This is a genomic window from Cobetia sp. 2AS (assembly GCF_029846355.1).
Taxonomy (GTDB): Bacteria; Pseudomonadota; Gammaproteobacteria; order Pseudomonadales; family Halomonadaceae; genus Cobetia; species Cobetia amphilecti.
Map to the genome: position 1 here is coordinate 375998 of NZ_JARWKQ010000002.1, position 18413 is coordinate 394410.

The following is an 18413-nucleotide window of genomic DNA, read 5'->3' on the forward strand; positions in this document are numbered from 1 at the left end:
ATCCTTGGATTTCACAGACGAAGACGTCATCACTCAGGGGCGCCCGAACTTGGCTTCGAGTTCCGCCACCTGTTCCGGGGTCATCCCACGTGGATTCTTGCCCTGCAGCAGCAGGAACAGCTTGGCGGTTTCCTCAAGCTCTTCCGTGGCATAGACCGCCGCTTCCAGCGTCTTGCCGGCCACCACCGGGCCATGATTGGCCAGCAACACGGCGCAGTGCTTGCCGGCCAGGCCACGCACGGCATCGCCCAGTGCGGGGTCGCCCGGCATGTAGTAAGGCACCAGCGGCAACTTGCCGACCCGCATCACGTAATAGGCCGTCAGCGGAGGAATGCACTCGCAGGGATTCACGTCCGGCAGGCAGGACACCGCCACCGAGTGGGTCGAATGCAGGTGGACGATGGCACCCGACTGCGGGCGCTCGTCATACATGGCGCGATGCAGGAAGTGCTCCTTGGTCGGCGCGTCGCCATCGATCAATACGCCCTGGGCGTCGAGGCGCGAGATGCGCGCCGGGTCCAGGCGCCCCAGGCAGGCATTGGTCGGCGTCATCAACCAGCCGCCATCGTCCAGCCGCTGGCTGATGTTGCCGCTGGACCCCATGGTCAGGCCGCGGTCGAACAGTGACTTGCCGTAGGTGGCGATCTGCTCACGCAACACGTTGATGTCGTGCTGTGACTGACTCATGCGTTCTCCTCGCGAGGATTCATGGCATCCAGCACGTCGAATGCCCGGGTAAAGAAGTCTTCACCCCCGAAGTTGCCGGATTTGAGTGTCAGCGAGAGCCTCGCCTCCGGCTGCGAGGGGCCGGCGGCCGGGTGCGGTGCCTGTGTCCAGGGCACGCCGGGGTCGATCTGACCGCCGATACGCAGCTCACGGATGTCGAGTGCCGAGACCACCGCGCCGGAGGTTTCTCCCCCCGCCACCAGCAGACGCGCGACGCCTTCCGCGACCAGGGTGCCGGCCAGACTGGCCAGGGCGCACTCGATGAGCTCACCGGCCTGCTTGACCCCCAGTGACGCCTGCGCCGCCTTGACGCTTTCCGGCTCGGCCGAGGCGTAGATCAGAAATGGCTTGGGCTCCGTCGCCGCCAGTTGCTCACGGGCGAAGCCCAGCGCCGCCTCGAAGTGGGCATCGCTCGCGTTGAGCTTGACGGGGTCCAGCGCGAAGGCAGCATGCTGCTGCGTGAAGTGAGCCACCTGCTTGAGCGTCATGCGAGAACAACTGCCGGACAGCACCATCGCGGCGCCCTGCGCCGGGGCCAGCACCGCTGCATCATCGATCGGCTCAAGCCAGCCCTTGCGGCGGTACTGAGCAGGCAAGGCCTGGGCGAGGCCAGAGCCACCGGTGACCAGCGCGTGATCGACCAGCGCCTCGGCCAGTACCTCGAGATCCTGCTCATCGAGGCTGTCACAGACCACATGACGCACGTCTTGATGGGCAAGCTCGTCCAGACGCTGACGGGCCGCCTGCGCGCCGCGGCGCAGAGTGGCGTGATCGAGCAGCCCCACGCCATGCGGGGTCTGGCGTGACAGCACGCGCACGATATCGGCATCGGTCATCGGGTTGAGGGGATGATGCTGCATGCCGCTGTCATTGAGCAGGCGATCGCCGACGAACAGATGGCCCTGATAGACACTGCGTCCGTTGATCGGGAAGGCCGGCACGAAGGCCGTCTGCGTGGCGGACAAGGCCTCCAGCAAGGCATCGGCGACCGGCCCGATGTTGCCCTCGGGCGTGGAATCGAACGTCGAGCAGTACTTGAAGAACAGCTGGCGCGCGCCCTGGGCTTTCAGCCATTCAAGCGCCGCGAGAGATTCACTGATCGCCTGATCCACCGGGCAGCTGCGCGACTTGAGCGCGACCACCACGGCGTCGACCTCAGTCAGATCCAGCCCGTTCGCCGCCCCTTCCTGCAGCGCATCCTGGGGTACCCCGATCACCTGCACGGTGCGCATGCCGGCACGTACCAGGTTATTGGCAAGATCCGTCGCGCCGGTGAAGTCATCGGCGATTCCGCCCAGTACGATCGGCATCACTGCGCTCCTTCATCATTCGCGGCCGGCAGGCTGAAACTGCCGAGACGCTGATAGACCTTGATGACGGCCGAGTCATCCTCGCGCCCGAAGCCTGCACCACTGGCGGCGGTGAACTGCTGCAGGGCACTGCCGGCCACCGGCATGGCAAGCTTCAGCTCGCGGCCGGTGCTGTGCACGATGTTGAGGTCCTTGACGAAGATGTCGACGGCTGACAGCGGGGTGTAATCGCCCTTGAGGATGTGCGGCACGCGATTCTCGAACATCCAGGAATTGCCCGCGGAATGGGTGATGACGTCATACAGGGTGTCGGGGTCGATCCCCATGCTCATGCCCAGCGCCATGGCTTCTGCCGCCGCCGCGATGTGCACGCCGGCGAGATGCTGGTTGACCAGCTTGACGCTCGAGCCCGGGCCGGCACAGTCGCCCAGCCGATAGACATTGGCCGCCATCGCCGCCAGCACGCGTTCCGCCTTGACGTAAGCCGCTTCACTGCCGGAGGACATCACGGACAGCTCACCACTGCGTGCCTTGACGGCGCCACCGCTGATCGGGGCGTCGAGCAGCTCCAGCTGCATGCCGTTCAGGCGGGTTTCCAGTTCACGTGCGAAGCTCGGCGCCACGGTGGCACACTGGATCACCAGGCTACCCGGCGCGAGTCGCTCGGCCAGGCCGCCCTCACCCTGCGCCCCGAACAGCACCTGCTCGACCTGATCGGCATTCACCACGACCAGCACCACCACCTGACACTCGGCCGCCAGTTCCAGCGGCGAGGCAACGGCTCGGCCACCCGCCGCTTCGAAGGCCTGACAGGCGGCGGGCGAGATATCACAGCCGATCACGTCCAGGCCTGCTTCCAGCATGGCGCGCGCACTGCCCATTCCCATCGCGCCGAGGCCGACAAGGCCGATCACCGGTGAAGTCGTTGCTGCTGTCATCTCGCATCTCCCGCGGAAGCTGTTCAAGTGCTGATCAAGGCGGCCTCATGCGGCACACCGATCAGCACTTCACTGAATGTTAGCGCTATCATGTTAGCGCTAACATCATTAATAGATTAGGCTCCAAGCCACGACAAGCGGCAAATGAGAAAACGCGACATATGTCTAATCCACCATCATCTCCCCGCCGCAGCCGCAAGGGTGCCATGCAGCCGACCCTGAATGACGTGGCCCGGGAAGCCGGGGTCTCCTCGATCACCGTCTCGCGCTACTTCAATAGCCCCGACAGCGTGCGCGAAGCGACCCGCGTCAAGGTCGAAGCGGCCATCGAGAAGGTCGGCTACGTGCGCAACATGATTGCCGGCAGCCTGGCCTCGGCCTCCAGTCGCGTGATTCCGGTGATCGTGCCCTCGCTGTCCAACGTGGTGTTCATCGATGTGATCAAGGGCCTGCAGGACGAATTCGAGGCACACGGCTATCAGCTGCTGCTGGGCAAGACGGATTACGATCTGGCTCGGGAAACCCAGCTGATCCGTACCTTTCTGGGCTGGTCGGCCGCGGGCCTGGTGGTGACGGGACTGCGCCATGACGATGCGACGCGCCAGATATTGGAGAACTGGAATCAGCCGATCGTTGAGATCATGGAGCTGGGCGAAGGCTTGGATCTGAACGTGGGGATGGATCATGTCGCCGCCGGACGCGCCATGACCGAGCACCTGCTGGCACGCGGGTATCGCACGATCCACTTCGCCGGTGCCGAGCTTGATCGCGACTATCGCGCGGCGATGCGCTATGCCGGGCATCGTGAGGCGCTGGCGGCGGCCGGCATTGAAGAGGCTCCCCTGCTCGACCTGCCCGTGCGTCAACAGATGACCAGCGGTGCTCAGGCGCTTGAGCGTATCAAAGCGACATTCCCTGACTGCGACGCCATCCACTTCGCCAACGATGACATGGCCTGTGGCGCCATTCTCGCCGCCGCGCGGCTTGGCGTGCGTATCCCGGACGACATCGCCATCGCCGGCTTCAATGGCCTGCCGATCGGGGAGCATGTCACGCCGCGCCTCACCACCATCGTCTCACCGCGGGAGCAGATCGGCCGCATGGCAGCGCGCAAGCTGCTGGCGCGCATCAATGGCGAACCCGTCGGAGAACTGAGCCACGACCTGGGGTTCACGCTGCGGGTCGGTGGCAGTACCTGAGGCCGCGAAGCCTCCTTTAAGGCGCAGCTCGATTGGCTCACGATCGAGGCTTCTCACCGGTGCATTCGCGTCCGTCAGGGCGGGTTGGCGCCCGACCTGAGCAAAATTGACGTAAAACGCAAAGTATCCGGCGTCTTCTGATCATCTCGCTGCCCTCAACTTCACGACACTGTGTTCAACAAAGGCGCAGAGGCGATGCGACCGGGACGTGCAGGTCGACGTCTGGTGACATGGCCGCTGCGACTTACCGCAGACAAGTGTTCTGACACGTGAGGCCCGACGATGAATCGCAAGACTATCCTGACATGCGCCATCACTGGCGCGGGTGATACCGCCAGCAAGAACCCGAATGTCCCGGTGACGCCGAAGCAGATCGCCGATGACTGCATCGCGGCCGCCAAGGCCGGTGCCAGCGTGGCCCACATTCACGTGCGTGATCCGGAGACCGGCGGCATCAGCCACTCCACCGAGCACTTCCGTGAAGTCATGGACCGTGTGCGTTCCGCCGACACCGACATCGTCATGAACATCACCGCCGGTGGCGGCGGCGACTGGATTCCGGACGTCAACGACCCGACTCGTGGCGGCCCGGGCACCGACATCCAGACCCCGGCCGAGCGTCACGCGCCGATCCAGGAACTGCTGCCGGAACTGTGCACCCTGGACTGCGGCAGCCTGAACTTCGGCGACATGGTCTACATCAACACCGCTGACTGGCTGCGCGAGCACGCTCGTCTGGTGCAGGCCGCTGGCGTCAAGCCGGAGCTCGAGTGCTTCGATCTGGGCCACGTCTGGTTCGCCCGCCAGCTGCAGCAGGAAGGTCTGCTCGACGACGACCTGCTCTTCCAGCTGTGCCTGGGCATCCCGTGGGGCGCGGAAGCTGACACCGAAACCATGCTGACCATGAAGAACAAGCTGCCGACCAACTCCAACTGGGCCGCCTTCGGTATCGGCCGCATGCAGATGCCGATGGTCGCACAGGCCGTGCTGCTGGGCGGTCACGCTCGCGTCGGTCTCGAAGACAACCTCTATCTGTCCAAGGGCGTGATGGCGACCAACGCGCAGCTGGTCGAGAAGTCCTCCGGCATCATCGAGAACCTGGGTTCCAGCGTGATGACCCCGGCCGAGACGCGTGAATTCCTCAAGCTGCGTGATCCGTCCACCGGCAAGACCGCTGGCGACGTGGCAGCTCTCGAAACCGCTGGAGGTGTCGCATGAGCCAGTTGTCTGTCGTAGGAACCGGTGTCATCGGCAATGGCTGGATCTCGCGTGCACTGGCCAATGGCTGGGATGTGGTCGCCTTTGACCCGGCGCCGGACGCCGAAGCCCGCACTCGCGCCTTCGTCGCGAATGCCTGGCATGCGCTTGAGAAAGATGGCCTGGCAGAGGGTGCCTCCGTCGATCGTCTGCGCTTCGCCGCGACCCTTGAGGATGCCGTGGTCGGCGCCGATCTGATCCAGGAAAACGTGCCGGAGCGTCTGCCGCTCAAGCAGGAAATCCTCAGCGCCATCGATGCCGCGGCCGAAGAGCACGTCGTGATCGGCTCTTCCACCTCCGGCTTCAAGCCGACCGATCTGCAACAGGACTGCAAGAAGGCACCGGGCCGCGTCATCGTCGCTCACCCCTTCAACCCGGTCTATCTGCTGCCGCTGGTCGAGCTGGTCGGTGGCGAGCACACCTCACCGGCACTGCTGGAAGGCGCCCGCGATGACTACCAGAAGCTGGCGATGCGTCCGCTGATCGTGCGTCGCGAGATCGAAGGTCACATCGCTGACCGCCTGATGGAAGCGCTGTGGCGTGAAGCCCTGCACCTGGTCAACGACGGCGTCGCCACCACCGAAGAGATCGACGCTGCCGTCGTCTACGGCTGTGGTCTGCGCTGGTCGCTGATGGGCACCTTCCTGACTTTCCACCTGGCAGGCGGCGAGCCGGGCATGCGTCACATGCTCGAGCAGTTCGGCCCGGCACTGAAACTGCCGTGGACCAAACTCGAAGCGCCGGAGCTGACCGACGAGCTGATCGACAAGGTCGTGGAAGGCTGCGAGTACCAGGCAGCGGGCCGCCCGGTCGCCGAGCTGGACCGTCGTCGCGATGACTTCCTGGTCGAGCTCTTGAGCCTGACGCGCAAGTACTGGCCGGAAGCCGAAGGCCTCGAGGGACGTATCTGATGGACCTGCTCGAGATCACGGTACCGCATGAGTGGGTCGACTATAACGGCCACATGAATGATGCCGAGTACGCGCGTGCTTTCTCGATGGCGGTCGAAGCCTTGATGGAGCACGTGGGGCTGGATGCCGAGGGGCGTCGTGAACACGACCTCACTATCTACACACTGGAGACGCATCTGTGCTATCTGGCGGAAGCGCATGAAGGCCAGACGCTCAAGGTCAAGGTGCTGCTGCTGGACCATGACGCCAAGCGCCAGCATGTGCTGTTCACCCTGACGGATGCCGACGGCGGCGAGATCGCCACCAGCGAGCAGATGCTGATGGCGATGAGCATCAGTGGCGGTCGTCCGACGCCCTGCCCGGAATCGGTGGCGGAGCGCATTGCCGCCCTGCCCCAGCCGGCAGGCGACGATGACTGGCCCAAGGCGGCCGGTCGTCGTATCGCCATCCGCCGCAAGACGGCCTGAGACGTGTGACAACCGATGTCCGCTTCGGATAACAAGTCGCTGATTTAGCGTCGAAACCCACACCCTGCCAGTCTTCTGGCGGGGTGTTATTGTCTTGGGACACCCGCCGAGAGCCGATTCATGACCATGACGCCTTCCCCCATCACCTGTCGCGCCTTCATCGATGACTTCGCGCGCGGCATGGATGAAATGGCAGAGATGCCCCTGGCAGACGCCCGCAAGCGCTATGAACAACTGTGCCAGCAACTTGGCGCGCCGCTCGCCGAGGGCGTCACGACCCACGAGAATCATGTCGAGATCGCCGGCCGGGCAACGCCGCTGCGCCTGCGCCACTTCATTCCGGAGGTGGCGCACAAGGCGGATGGCAACCTGCCGGCACCGGTGGTGTTTCTGCACGGCGGGGCCTGGCAGATAGGCTCGCCGGAGAGCCATCAGGGCATCGCCTCCAGCCTGGCCGCCCAGCTGGGGCGTGAGGTGGTCAGTGTCGATTATCGCCTGCTGCCGGAAGCCAACTATCAGGACGCACTGGCGGATTGTCTGGCGACCATCGAGCACCTCTCCGCCACTGTCGAACCGGTGGCCATCGTCGGTGACAGCGCCGGCGCTCGACTGGCGATGGATGTGGCGCGCCGACTCGACACCGAGATGCCCAACATCGGCCTGCAGGGCACGCGCATGCAAAGCCTCGGCACTCACGGCGCGGAAATGGAGACGGCCCATCATCAGGAGCATCCGGCCCCCGACAAGCCCACAAGCTATGTGCTGGGGCTGATCTACCCGCCGATGGACCCGGTCTTCGTGCTGGCCAAGGAGAACGAGTTCGCGCTGGGTTCGGATGCGCCGCTGCTCGGCCGCGATGAAGTGGTCAGCATGTGGCTGACCGTCGCCGAGGGCGACCGCTCCGCCAGCTACTCACCCTCGCCGGCCCACTCCCAGCAGCCGCCTGCACGCCAGATCGAAGTGCTGGCCGCCGAACATGACCCGCTGACCCAACCGCTGGAGGCAGCGGTGGATGTCTGGCGCTGGCGCGGTGCCGATGTCGGCTATCGCAGTGCAAGCGGCATGGTGCATGCGGCGCTGCATGCACATCATGCGCTCCCCGAGATGCAGCACGCCTGGCAGGCCTTCTGTGAAGCCCTCGATCGGCGTCTGTGCGCCCTGGACTAGCGCAAGCCCCTCACATACACAAACGCCCAGCCACGAAAGTCGTGACTGGGCGTTTGTGCATCTGGTGACAGATATAGCTGGTGCAGACATAGCGGATGACAGATATAACCGAGGACTGAAAGGCCTGGTGATGACCGCTCGAGCGTCAAGCCGTGGCCTAAGTCTTCAGACTCGCCGGTGACATGAAGCGCAGCTCGATGGCGACCGGGCACTGATTGATTCGCTGATGCCACTCCTGCTCCAGCCGCTCCCGCGTCATATCCTGAGACGAATCGTCCGTCAGCACGACCACGACGATCAACCTGAAATTGGCCTCCAGGGTGCGGTCCGCCAGCAGCGCCTCGTAGAGCAGACTTTGCAGCACCGTCTGCGCTCTGGCGTAGTGCTTGAGCACCTTCACTTCAATGAACGTGAAGGGGGCACTTTCTCCCTCGAGCAGCGCATCGAAGCAGGCATCGGTCTCGCCAACACGCACATGCCGCGTCACCGCGCCGCTTGAACCACCGCCCGCAGTGGATGACTCCTGCATCTGACGCAGCACGGCATCCTTCAGCTGGGTCATCTGCTGGCGATGATGATCCAGATACTCGGCACGCGATAACGGCGCCTTCTCGTCGGCGCCGTCCTGAGGGCTCAACAGCTGCGCGACATCGGCATCGTCGACGGCCTGCCCGCTATCCTCATCTGCGGCTGATACCTGAGCCTCGGCGTCTGCTCCACCCTGCTGCCAATCACTCTCCCCCAGCGACTCCTGCACCTCGCGAGTCAGACGCTGCTCCTGCTCGGCTGGCGATAGCGTGCGCATGAAGGAGCGGTCCTTGTCGTAATCCCCCGGCGCATACAACTTGCCGTGATGATGGGTCACGAGTCGATAGAACACTGCCAGCACCAGCAGCGGAAACACCACGATGAAACCGATCAACGGCCATCGCTCCGCCACCGTCAGCGTCTCGGCCGCCGAATTCAGCAGCAGACTCGCGAAGCCATAGATCAACGAGATGAACAACGCGATGATCCCCAACGGGTTCCGCGCCAACTGCCTGGCATATTTCATGAACTGCATACGCGCTCCATTCCTTGGGGCTTACTGAGGGCACCCTCATGCAATGGGGGCATTAGATAGCAATGCAAGAGATTTGAACGATCTGAACTATTATTCTTTATCAGCGAAACACAAGCCATAACTTTATTATTACAAAAACATAGATTAAAATGAAATAATAGCAAGAGATGCACCACCACCCACAAAAGATATCCATGCATCAAACATGTCAATTTAAACTACAAACTAAAATTTGCACCTTAAAAATAAAGCATTAATCCTTAAAACTTACACTATCATCAAGATGATTAGTAAAATCAAAAACTCAACTCTATCTTAAAAAATAGAGCATAGTCAGGCACCCAAGAGATAACCATAACCCTCAGGATAGGGAAGAGAATCATTTATATGGAACAAGAACTCTAAATACATTGACACACTCTTATGAAAATCTTCAACACTACCTATATCTCTGTGCTTATAGGCATGTATTGCATTTCTTTTCAATTGTATACCACTTAGATACTCAATCCACTTATCAGACAATATCTCTTTCTTCTTAAAAAAAAGCTTTAAGCTTTCATATGAAAGAGTATCAGGATCGATAGTCTTTTCATTACGTTTAACCCTAATTTCGTCCTTAGAGTAATCATTACGATAAACTGACAAGAATAGCTTTAACGTACCTTCTATTAAAGCACCCAAGTTTGCCCAAGCTAAAATTAACTGACCATCTACATTATGCTTGAAGTTCCACATCCTCAATGTTGCTGATAACTCCACTTGCCAGTCAAGGCGTGATTTTGACAGTAATTCAAAAGCTGAGTCAGGCGCCCAACCTGCAGAATCACCCCAAAAATTCGTCAACTTCTCATTAGCTTCTATAACACTTTCAACATCCTCAATATAGCTCGCATGATTTCTTAATACTATTTCATCGCATGAGTCGCTCGAGATAGAATTCAAAATAACCTCTTTAGTTAATTTTTAGGCCACAAAGAAGCTCAAAGAGTATTTGCTACCTTTAAACACCTTACCCCCTGCACCTCTTTTACTCCTTAAAACCGCTTCACCCACTGCCTTCCCAAACTAAAAGACAGCTGATCTTATTACATTTACCATACTATGCATGAAGAGATTTGTTTTTTCAAATATCTATTTCTCATCCAATAACTACTAGCTGACTATATTAACTGATTAAGGTCCATAGATAGATCTTTACCAGCCTCACCACTGCATCACGATGAAGGTCAGGGTCATCACGCCGATGGCGACCAGCCAGGCGCCCAGCACGCGTTGGGCGATGACGAAAGCCGACTCGGGGAGCAAACGCCCGGCCAGTGCAAGAATCCCCCAGCCGGCGACAACGATGAGGAGTATGGCCGTCATTACGCCGAGCAGTATTGCCACAGGGGTAGTGGCCACGTCATGACCGACGAACAGCAGGGCGACCACCAGCCCCGACAACGCTGCCGGGACACGCGCCATCAGCGCCCTGCCCCACAGTGTGCGCAGTGGTAGATGAACCGACACCAGCAAGGCCGTGACGATCGCGAAACCCACCACTGCCATCACCAGGTAATCCGGTGCGTACAACGCCACCACGATTCCCAGCACCATGGCATTGATCAGACGCAGGACACCGCGCAGCCACTCGCCAGTCGTGAAGCGGCTCTGACAGGCAACGCCCACCAGACTGGCCGTCAGCAGCAGATAAAGAATCACCGGACTTCCGGTAGCGGCGCGAACACCCAACAGCCATTGATCCCACATCATCATGCCAAGGCCTCCATCAGGAAGTAGACACCCAACAGCGCCGTCACTGCGCCCAACACCCGCAGCAACACGCCCTGACGAAAGCGCTCTGCCACTACACCCACGCCGATACCGGCGGCATGCAGACTGCCGGTGGCCAACATGAAGCCGATGGCAAAGGCGAAGGGGTCAGAGGCCAGCGGCAATTCCGCCCCGTGGGCGTAGCCATGACAGATAGCGAACACCGAGACCACCAGACAGGCGAGCCACAGCGGCAATGCGACCCGCCACACGATGAAGGTGCCGAGCACCAGCGCGGAAAGCGCGATACCGATCTCGATGCCCGGCAGCGCCAGGCCCACGATGCCGACCACGCTGCCCAGCGCCATGATCATCGGGAAGACGACCGGCAGCAGCCAGGTGGCGGGCCGCCCCAGAATCACGCCCCACAGGCCCACCGCCACCATGGCCGTGAAGTGATCAAGCCCGGTCAGAGGATGCAGGAAGCCCGCGGCAAAGCCACCGACCGAATCGGTATCGACATGGGCATGCGCAGCCCCGGAGAACATGACCAGTAACAGGCCCAGGCGGGAGATGGCTGTTCGCGTGAGTCGCGGCGTCGAAAAGCGGGTGAACGTCATGAGGTAACAATCCTTCGGTGAAAAGCATGAAGCCCCGCGGCAATGCAGGTCTTTCGCATGGCCGCAGGGCTTCTTCATACAGCACGCTATTTCATGCAGCGCTTGTGCTCAGGCAGTCCGCGTGACTGTCGGCAAGGTGGCGGGCCAGGCTGCCGCCTCTACTGCTCGCTGGATGCCTGAGACGGGGCCTCTGACGGCTGATCAGACTCCGGGCGATCAGACGTGTCCTTCTCCGGCCCACCCGGGCCGGGGCCCTGGCCCGGTATGCGCGGCGAGCCGATGCCCATGCTGGCCGTGGTCACGAAGTTGTCCTTGGCGACCACGCCCTTGAGGCACTTGGGTAGATTCGGGAACTCGTCGGTGGCGTGGTAGTGGTACTCGCCCTCGGGGTGGCGCTCGGTTGGGCCGAAGTGACCATTGCAGCTGTCGAGGTCCGTCGGGGCGCTGCCGCCGGCGTCCTGGGTGCCGAACATCGGATAGCCATCGAAGGCATAGGCGAACTGGGCGGTATGGCTCTGTGGCAGCTGACAGTGGGCATCGACACCGTGCTCGTCATAGAGGGTGTCGATATCGGTCGCCGTGGCATGCCAGTGATACCAGCCACCGGGATCGACATGCCCGCCGCAGGTATCCAGCGCCGGCAGGTTGCCGGTATCCAGCACTGACGGGGCGTCAGCGAAGATCGGCACGCCATCCAGGGCGAGGCCGATCTTGGCGACGGTGCCCAGCGGTGTGGGCTCGTCAGCCTCGACCGGCTCGAGGGGCAGCAGCACGGTCATCTCGACGCTCTCATCCTCGGCCACGTTGAGGCAGTTGTTGGCCTCGACCGGCCTCTTGCTCAGGTCCGTCATGATGTGGAGCGTTTCGTCGTCATCATGGAAATGGAAGCCGAGCGTATCGAGCATCTCGAAGAAGGCACGATCCAGCCGATAGAGGCCCGAGTTCTCGCCATCCCAGTCCCAGATACCGCCCTCGTCATCCAGAGACGGCGGGCAGAACGGGCCGGTTTTCAGGCCATCCGGCTTGTACTTGACCACCAGACGGGTGCACTGGGACTGCGTGCCATTTTCCAGCGTACAGCTCACCGTTTCAGGGGCTTTCACCAGTGCGGCCGAGGAGAATTGGCTCGGCACGACTTCAGCGTGAGCCGCGCCGGCCATCAGCATCGCGACCGAGGCTGACAGCACAGCAGCGGGCAAGCGTGCCTTGTGCCGCACGGCAGTTGCACGATGAGGAGGTGTGATGGTCATTCAATGACTCCTGACAGGACGCTTGAACGTCGCGGCAAGCGCAAGGTGCCACCGCGACAGAAAGGGGGAATCAACCAGAACGCATGCAAAAGAGAGCGCTTCAGTCCAAAAGACTGCACTGACAACCGGCAGCCCACAGACAGCAACGCCCGCCCTCTGATTCCATGCAACATCATCAGAGTGGCGGGCGAAGCATTCACGGTGCATGCGGCGCAGGCGCCTTCAGCCTCAGCGTTCCGCTGGGCCGCCCGGCGGCTTGGCACCCTCGGGCAGGCAGGCAAGGCCTTCACCGCCATCGGCCGGCGCGTCACCTGATGCCCCCGGGCCAGGACCGCCCTCGGGCGGAGCGATGCACTGACCGGGGATCAGATCCTGCTGACCTTGCACCTGAATCTGACACTGGTCTCCCACCTGCTTGGCGACACATGCCTCCAACGCTTCCTGAGGCGGCTTGCCGCGCGGCGGTTGCTGCGCCGCACTCACGGCACTGACTGCCAGCAGGGCGCCGGTAATGGCAAACATTGCGCCACTGCGGGCGATGGCCTGACTCACGCCAGAGAGACCAGAAAGCTTCATCATGCTCGTTCCTTGTGTATTCGTGCGGATGAACGCAGGGTGCCGCCAGAGTGTGCAGGCAATATGTCAGAAAGCCGCAACCACGCCGACACCCCGGGGCAACCCCAGCACTGACAAGGGCTCCCCCATGCACACAAGAGAAGCCTTCTGCATCAGGCCTCGTCGTGAGGCTTTTGCCCTTCGGGCCCGCCCTCGGGCGGCCCACCTGCCGGGCGTTCATCTGCCTTGCAGACCGCATCCGGCGAGTCGAGCGCACAGCCGATCTCGCCCTTGAAGCAGCCCAGAATCTCGTTCTTCTCGGCACTGTTGCCGTGATAGTGATAGCCGATCCCTTGAGCGACGTGACCGCTGCAGGCATCCAGCTCAGCCTTTTCAGCATCCTCACCGGTCAGCCTGGCCAGAATCGGGTAACCGTCCATCGCGAAGCCGATCATCGGGGCATCCGCTTCCGCTTTCTCCTGCTTGGGGCTACAGCCATTGGCACCGTGGTAGTGATAGCCCACGTGCAGATTCACATGCCCCCCGCAATCGTCGAACGGGGCCAGAGTATGGGCAGCGAGAATCGCATCCTGCGGCGCTGCGGCGTCGAATCTGACACCATTGAAGGCGATGCCCCGCGGGCCTGGCGTGCGCCCTGTCGCCTCATCCTGACGGGCGACAGGCACCAAGGGCAGCACAAAGGTGGTCTCGACGACCTCTTCCATGTATTCCGTGCGGCATTCCACGCAGTAGTTGTTGTACTCCTCGGCCACATCCGGCCGCGCCGCCTGATCACACGCGGTCCTGGTATCCGTGACGTGAACCTTGCCGGTGTCCTCATCGAACAGCTGCCACTCGGGGTCATCATAGAAGGTGGCCAGATTCTCGATGAAGGCACCATCCACGTCGTATTGCGTGCCGTCACGCACCCAGATACCGCCCTCATCAGCAGTGTCCGAGATATTGCCCGGGCACCAGGGGCCCATCTCGTCGGCGGCCAGCGAGTTCTTGAGCGTGATGCTGAAGCATTGGGTCTCGGTGCCGCCGGAAAGCGTGCAATCCACCACCTCGGGGCCTGCCACGACGCTGTCGGCATCGAACATCGTCTTGATAGTTGCCAGGCGCTCGCTCGTGTCGGTGCCGTGGGCCACGGCGGTCGTGGAGGCCATCAAGGCGATGGCGCTCCCCAATAGCAGCTTGCTTGTCAGATGCTTCATTCCCCATCCCCTTGTCATTGCGAAAGTCGCTCTCATGCCTCTGCAGGCCACACGCATCTGTCACTCACCCGCGGCAAACGCCGGCTGAAACCTCGTACTTCCTCCAGCACAAGACGCACCCTGCCCGACAGCATGGCATCTCAAGGCGTGGATACCCTCGTTCTGTCAGCCTTTCCCATCAGATCACGTTTTTGACACGCGGGTATGACAGCCGCATGAGGACCACCGACAAAAGCCAGTGGTGAGAGCCGAACGCACGCAAGGTGGCGCACGAACTTGCAGCAATTGTTGAAAGCAGCGCCCTTGTGTTGAAAGCAGCGCCCTTGGCCAGACCTCAGCGCGTCTGGCGTGGGGAATGCCCGAAGTGGTTGCGGTAGGCACGCGAGAAGCTGGAGCTGGAGGTAAAGCCGCTCGACAGCCCGACCGAGAGAATATCGAGGTCGGTTTCCTTGAGCAGATGCCGCGCCCGCTCCAGGCGCAGCCGCAGGTACCAGGCCCGCGGCGAGGTCGACAGCTCCTGCTCGAACAGGCGCTGCAACTGGCGCAGCGAGACGCGACAGCGCTTCGCCAGCTCCTCCAGCGACAAGGGGGTGTCCAGGTTCTGCTCCATCAGGGCGACCGCATCCACCAGCTGGCGCTTGTGGGTGCCCAGGCGGCGCGCCAACGTCATGCGCTGCTGGTCCGTCCGCGTGCGCATGCGGTCGTGTACCAGCTGCTCCGAGACATCCACCGCCAGCGCCGTACCGTGTCGGCGGGCAATCACATCCAGCGCCATGTCCATCGCGGCTGCCCCACCGGCACAGGAAAAGCGCCGCGCGCCCAGCTCGAACAGCTCATCCGAGGTACTGATGGTCGGGAAGCGCTCACGAAACGCCGGCAGGCTTTCCCAGTGCAGCGTGACCCGCTCGCCGTCCAGCAGTCCTGCCGCCGCCAGCAGGAAACAGCCGGTATCCAGGCCGCCCAGCACACAGCCTCCTCCATCGAGACGATGCAGCCAGCCCGTCAAGGCGCGATTGAGGTGCGCCTCGGGCTCGAAACCACTGCATACCGCCAGCGAAGGCAGGGAGCGAATATCGAGAATGCTGTGGTCGGCGACCAGCGTCATGCCACTGGAAGACGTGACCGGCTGGCCATCCTCACTGATGAGCAGCCAGCGAAACAGCGGCTTGCCACTGATGCGATTGGCGATGCGCAGAGGCTCCACGGCCGCGAAGAACGCCATCATCGAGAAGCGTGGCAGCAAGAGAAACCCGATGGTTTCCGGTAGCGGGCCGATGTAATCGAGTCGCATCGTGCAGTGGCTCCAGAGAGTGAGAAAGTGAATCCGTCCTGCCCGGCGGCTGAGCGCAAGCAGCGTCAATGACGTTGTGAGGGCAAGCGTCCGGGGTGCAGGCTCCGCTCACGCCCCTGCATCGCCGGAATGTTATCCCGAAAGCGTCCCACAGATGGCCAATATTGTCGCATACAGGCAATCAATGGTCGCATCACGTCAATAATATCATTGCATGATTTCTATCTCTCAGACAGCCGCGACACCCCTGCTTGATAGCCGTCGCCAATGCGTCTGCGTGACCGAATGGGCCCGCTGGCGAACACGCTCTTGCGACACAGCCAATTTTCCAGAAGCTGTAGCCATCAAAATCAATTCCATTCATAATATATTGTAATGCTTTGAGGGAGTTAGCGTCATCCCGCGCCTCTCGACAAGCATTCACGTCTTCATCTCGTTGCCTTATCGACAACAATTTTTCGCGACAGATGAACGGTCATTCCGCCGTGACCGCGACAGGGAACGCTGGCCCTACGACCAGCTCGAACAGGAGATATTGCGTGACCCCACCTCAGCCTGACCCCGCCTCACCTGACAATTCCAGTACCAAAAACGCCAGTACCAAAAACGCCAGTACCAAAAACGCCACCGCTAACAACACCACCTCTGACGGCAGCGCCGCGGCAGTCGTCGGTTCTCAGCGCTACCATTCGCCGGACCTGAGCCTGCGCGTCGAGACCTCCGGCCCGCTCAAGGGCATGCACAAGGGCATGACCCTGACCTCCGCCGGCCTGCTGCTGCTTTTCGTTCTCGCCACCGGCCTGGCTCCCGAGCTGTCCTCCAGCCTGTTCGGCGCCGCGCGCGCCTGGATCGAATCCACCTTCGGCACCTATTACCTGGTGACCATCGTCGGTCTGATCGGCCTGTGCATTGCCCTCGTCTTCTCCCCCTGGGGCAAGCTACGCCTGGGCGCGCCGGATAGCCGCCCCGAATTCTCGCGCTTCACCTGGATCTCGATGCTGCTCTCGGCAGGCGTCGGGATCGGCATCCTGTTCTTCGGCGTCGCCGAACCGATGTTCTACTTCGACAACTCCGGCGGCTTCGGCTATCCCAACAATCCGCACGCAGACCTCGCCGGCCATATGGCGATGGATCACGCCCGCGCCGTCGACGCCCTCAAGCAAGCCTTCTTCCACTGGGGCCTGCACGGCTGGGCGGTCTACGTCATCGTCGGCATGACGCTGGCCTACTTCGCCTATCGCCGCAATCTGCCGCTGGCACTGCGCTCCGCGCTCTATCCGCTGATCGGTGACCGCATCTACGGCCCCATCGGCCATGCCGTCGACATCATGGGCGTGCTGGGCTGCGTGTTCGGTATCGCCACCTCGCTGGGGCTGGGCGTCAGTCAGATCGCCGTCGGCCTCAACCGCCTGACCGGTATCGACTCGGGTATCGGCACCCAGGTCGTGCTGATCGCGATCATCAGCATCATCTCCATCGCCTCGGCGGTCTCCGGCGTCCAGCGCGGCATCCGCATCATTTCCGAGCTGAATGTCGGCGTGTCCGTCATCGTGGTCGGCAGCTTCCTGATCGGTGGCCCGACCCTGTGGCTGATCAGCATGTTCGGGGAGACGGTCGTCTCCTACGTGCGTGACGTCATCCCCATGGGGCTGTGGGTCGCGAGCACGCCGGTCGAGCGCGACTGGCAGGATGCCTGGACCATCTTCTACTGGGCCTGGTGGCTGGCATGGGCGCCGTTCATCGGCCTGTTCATCGCGCGTATCTCCAAGGGCCGCACCCTGCGTGAGTTCATCCTTGGCGTGCTGATTGCCCCGCCGCTGATCATCTTCATCTGGCAGACCCTGTTTGGCGGCACCGCGCTGCATCAGGAACTGAACGCGGCCATGGGCCCGGGCACCGGCCAGCTGATGGGCATGATTCGCGATTGGAATCTGCCAGAGGCACTGTTCGCCACCGCCGATGCGCTGGTGAGCAATGACATTCTCAGCACCGTGCTGACGTCACTGCTGATCTTCCTGCTGATCAGCTGGTTCGTGACCAGCTCCGACTCCAGCACTCTGGTCATCACCACCATCCTGTCGATGGGCGATGAAGACCCGCTGCCGCGTCACCGCATCTTCTGGGGTGTCTGCATCGGCTCCGTCGCGGCGGTACTGCTGATGGCAGGCGGGCTCAAGGCGCTGCAGACGGTCTTGATGGCTGCCGCCCTGCCGGTCAGCTTCGTGATCCTCGCCATGACGCTTGGCCTGCTGGTCGCGCTGGTCGATGAATCACGCAGCATGATCACGTCGCGTCGTCAGCCGAAGACCGGCCCGCAAGCCACGCCGCGAGCGGTCAGCCAGACCAACGCGGGCTAAGGCCTCTGGCAGTGATTTCGTGACGCAGGACTCCATGATCCAAGCGTAGAGAAGGCAGCGTGGCGCTCTCGGCACTTGCTCCGGAATCACAGCCTCATTGATCTGTATGTCTGACCACAGCATCAGAATCACGTGACCATGGCGTCATCAATGCCCGCTCAGGCCAACACCTGAGCGGGCATTGTCATTTCTGGCGTCTTTTGCATGCTCTTCACGTCGTGTTGTGGCAAGCAGGCGTCGCTTGCCTCCAACGTCCCCACACCGCACCTGACTAGTCTGGAAAGGCGCAACCCTCGGCCTGACAGCCGGTTGCGCTGCTGACAGGAGGCA

Annotated in this window: 17 protein-coding genes; 6 read left to right on the plus strand and 11 right to left on the minus strand. The window is 61.8% G+C overall.

From position 1 onward, the window contains the following. Window positions 1–33 precede the first annotated feature (33 nt). The 3 genes from otnC to ltnD are packed head-to-tail and all read right to left on the minus strand — an operon-like array spanning window position 34 to window position 2974. On the minus strand, window positions 34–687 hold the full coding sequence (otnC, locus tag QD356_RS06730; RefSeq protein WP_043336237.1) for a 3-oxo-tetronate 4-phosphate decarboxylase: 654 nt from the start codon (window positions 685–687) through the stop codon (window positions 34–36). After that, window positions 684–2036, minus strand: coding sequence for a 3-oxo-tetronate kinase (otnK, locus tag QD356_RS06735; protein WP_192839234.1), 1353 nt, complete (start codon window positions 2034–2036; stop codon window positions 684–686). Before otnK ends, otnC begins: the two co-directional genes overlap by 4 nt. Further along, window positions 2036–2974, minus strand: coding sequence for an L-threonate dehydrogenase (ltnD, locus tag QD356_RS06740; protein WP_192839235.1), 939 nt, complete (start codon window positions 2972–2974; stop codon window positions 2036–2038). Before ltnD ends, otnK begins: the two co-directional genes overlap by 1 nt. A 161-nt stretch (window positions 2975–3135) precedes the next feature. Here ltnD and QD356_RS06745 point away from each other — a divergent pair, with 161 nt between their 5' ends. From QD356_RS06745 to QD356_RS06765, 5 genes are all read left to right on the plus strand, one after another. Beyond that, the gene (locus QD356_RS06745; protein WP_192839237.1) at window positions 3136–4173 is read left to right on the plus strand and encodes a LacI family DNA-binding transcriptional regulator; all 1038 of its coding nucleotides are present in this window, start codon (window positions 3136–3138) and stop codon (window positions 4171–4173) included. Window positions 4174–4455: 282 nt separating this feature from the next. Then, window positions 4456–5391: a 3-keto-5-aminohexanoate cleavage protein gene (locus tag QD356_RS06750; RefSeq protein WP_192839238.1), complete on the plus strand. Its 936-nt coding sequence runs from the start codon at window positions 4456–4458 to the stop codon at window positions 5389–5391. After that, on the plus strand, window positions 5388–6341 hold the full coding sequence (locus QD356_RS06755; protein ID WP_192839239.1) for an L-carnitine dehydrogenase: 954 nt from the start codon (window positions 5388–5390) through the stop codon (window positions 6339–6341). The genes QD356_RS06750 and QD356_RS06755 overlap by 4 nt, the downstream gene beginning before the upstream one ends. Further along, window positions 6341–6808: a thioesterase family protein gene (locus QD356_RS06760; protein ID WP_192839241.1), complete on the plus strand. Its 468-nt coding sequence runs from the start codon at window positions 6341–6343 to the stop codon at window positions 6806–6808. The genes QD356_RS06755 and QD356_RS06760 overlap by 1 nt, the downstream gene beginning before the upstream one ends. A 120-nt stretch (window positions 6809–6928) precedes the next feature. Then, complete coding sequence (locus QD356_RS06765; RefSeq protein ID WP_192839243.1) at window positions 6929–7975, plus strand: alpha/beta hydrolase; 1047 nt, start codon at window positions 6929–6931, stop codon at window positions 7973–7975. A 157-nt stretch (window positions 7976–8132) separates the two neighbouring features. Here QD356_RS06765 and QD356_RS06770 read toward each other — a convergent pair whose 3' ends face one another. From QD356_RS06770 to QD356_RS06805, 8 genes are all read right to left on the minus strand, one after another. Continuing rightward, window positions 8133–9038: a hypothetical protein gene (locus QD356_RS06770; protein WP_192839244.1), complete on the minus strand. Its 906-nt coding sequence runs from the start codon at window positions 9036–9038 to the stop codon at window positions 8133–8135. 333 nt (window positions 9039–9371) lie between these two features. Beyond that, window positions 9372–9983, minus strand: a complete 612-nt coding sequence (locus QD356_RS06775; protein WP_192839246.1) for a hypothetical protein — start codon at window positions 9981–9983, stop codon at window positions 9372–9374. Between the two features lie 261 nt (window positions 9984–10244). Further along, window positions 10245–10796: a hypothetical protein gene (locus QD356_RS06780; protein WP_192839248.1), complete on the minus strand. Its 552-nt coding sequence runs from the start codon at window positions 10794–10796 to the stop codon at window positions 10245–10247. Next, window positions 10793–11413: a HupE/UreJ family protein gene (locus QD356_RS06785; protein WP_192839249.1), complete on the minus strand. Its 621-nt coding sequence runs from the start codon at window positions 11411–11413 to the stop codon at window positions 10793–10795. Before QD356_RS06785 ends, QD356_RS06780 begins: the two co-directional genes overlap by 4 nt. 158 nt (window positions 11414–11571) lie before the next feature. Continuing rightward, entirely contained in the window at window positions 11572–12663 is a 1092-nt protein-coding gene (locus tag QD356_RS06790) for a YHYH protein (protein WP_192839251.1), read from the minus strand. A gap of 228 nt (window positions 12664–12891) precedes the next feature. Further along, window positions 12892–13242: a hypothetical protein gene (locus QD356_RS06795; protein WP_191237206.1), complete on the minus strand. Its 351-nt coding sequence runs from the start codon at window positions 13240–13242 to the stop codon at window positions 12892–12894. A gap of 149 nt (window positions 13243–13391) precedes the next feature. Continuing rightward, window positions 13392–14435: a YHYH protein gene (locus tag QD356_RS06800; protein WP_192839253.1), complete on the minus strand. Its 1044-nt coding sequence runs from the start codon at window positions 14433–14435 to the stop codon at window positions 13392–13394. 334 nt (window positions 14436–14769) lie between these two features. Beyond that, window positions 14770–15726, minus strand: coding sequence for a GlxA family transcriptional regulator (locus QD356_RS06805; protein WP_054557162.1), 957 nt, complete (start codon window positions 15724–15726; stop codon window positions 14770–14772). Between the two features lie 539 nt (window positions 15727–16265). Between QD356_RS06805 and QD356_RS06810 the strand changes: the two genes are divergently transcribed. Then, window positions 16266–18083: a BCCT family transporter gene (locus tag QD356_RS06810; RefSeq protein ID WP_279877298.1), complete on the plus strand. Its 1818-nt coding sequence runs from the start codon at window positions 16266–16268 to the stop codon at window positions 18081–18083. Window positions 18084–18413: the final 330 nt, after the last annotated feature.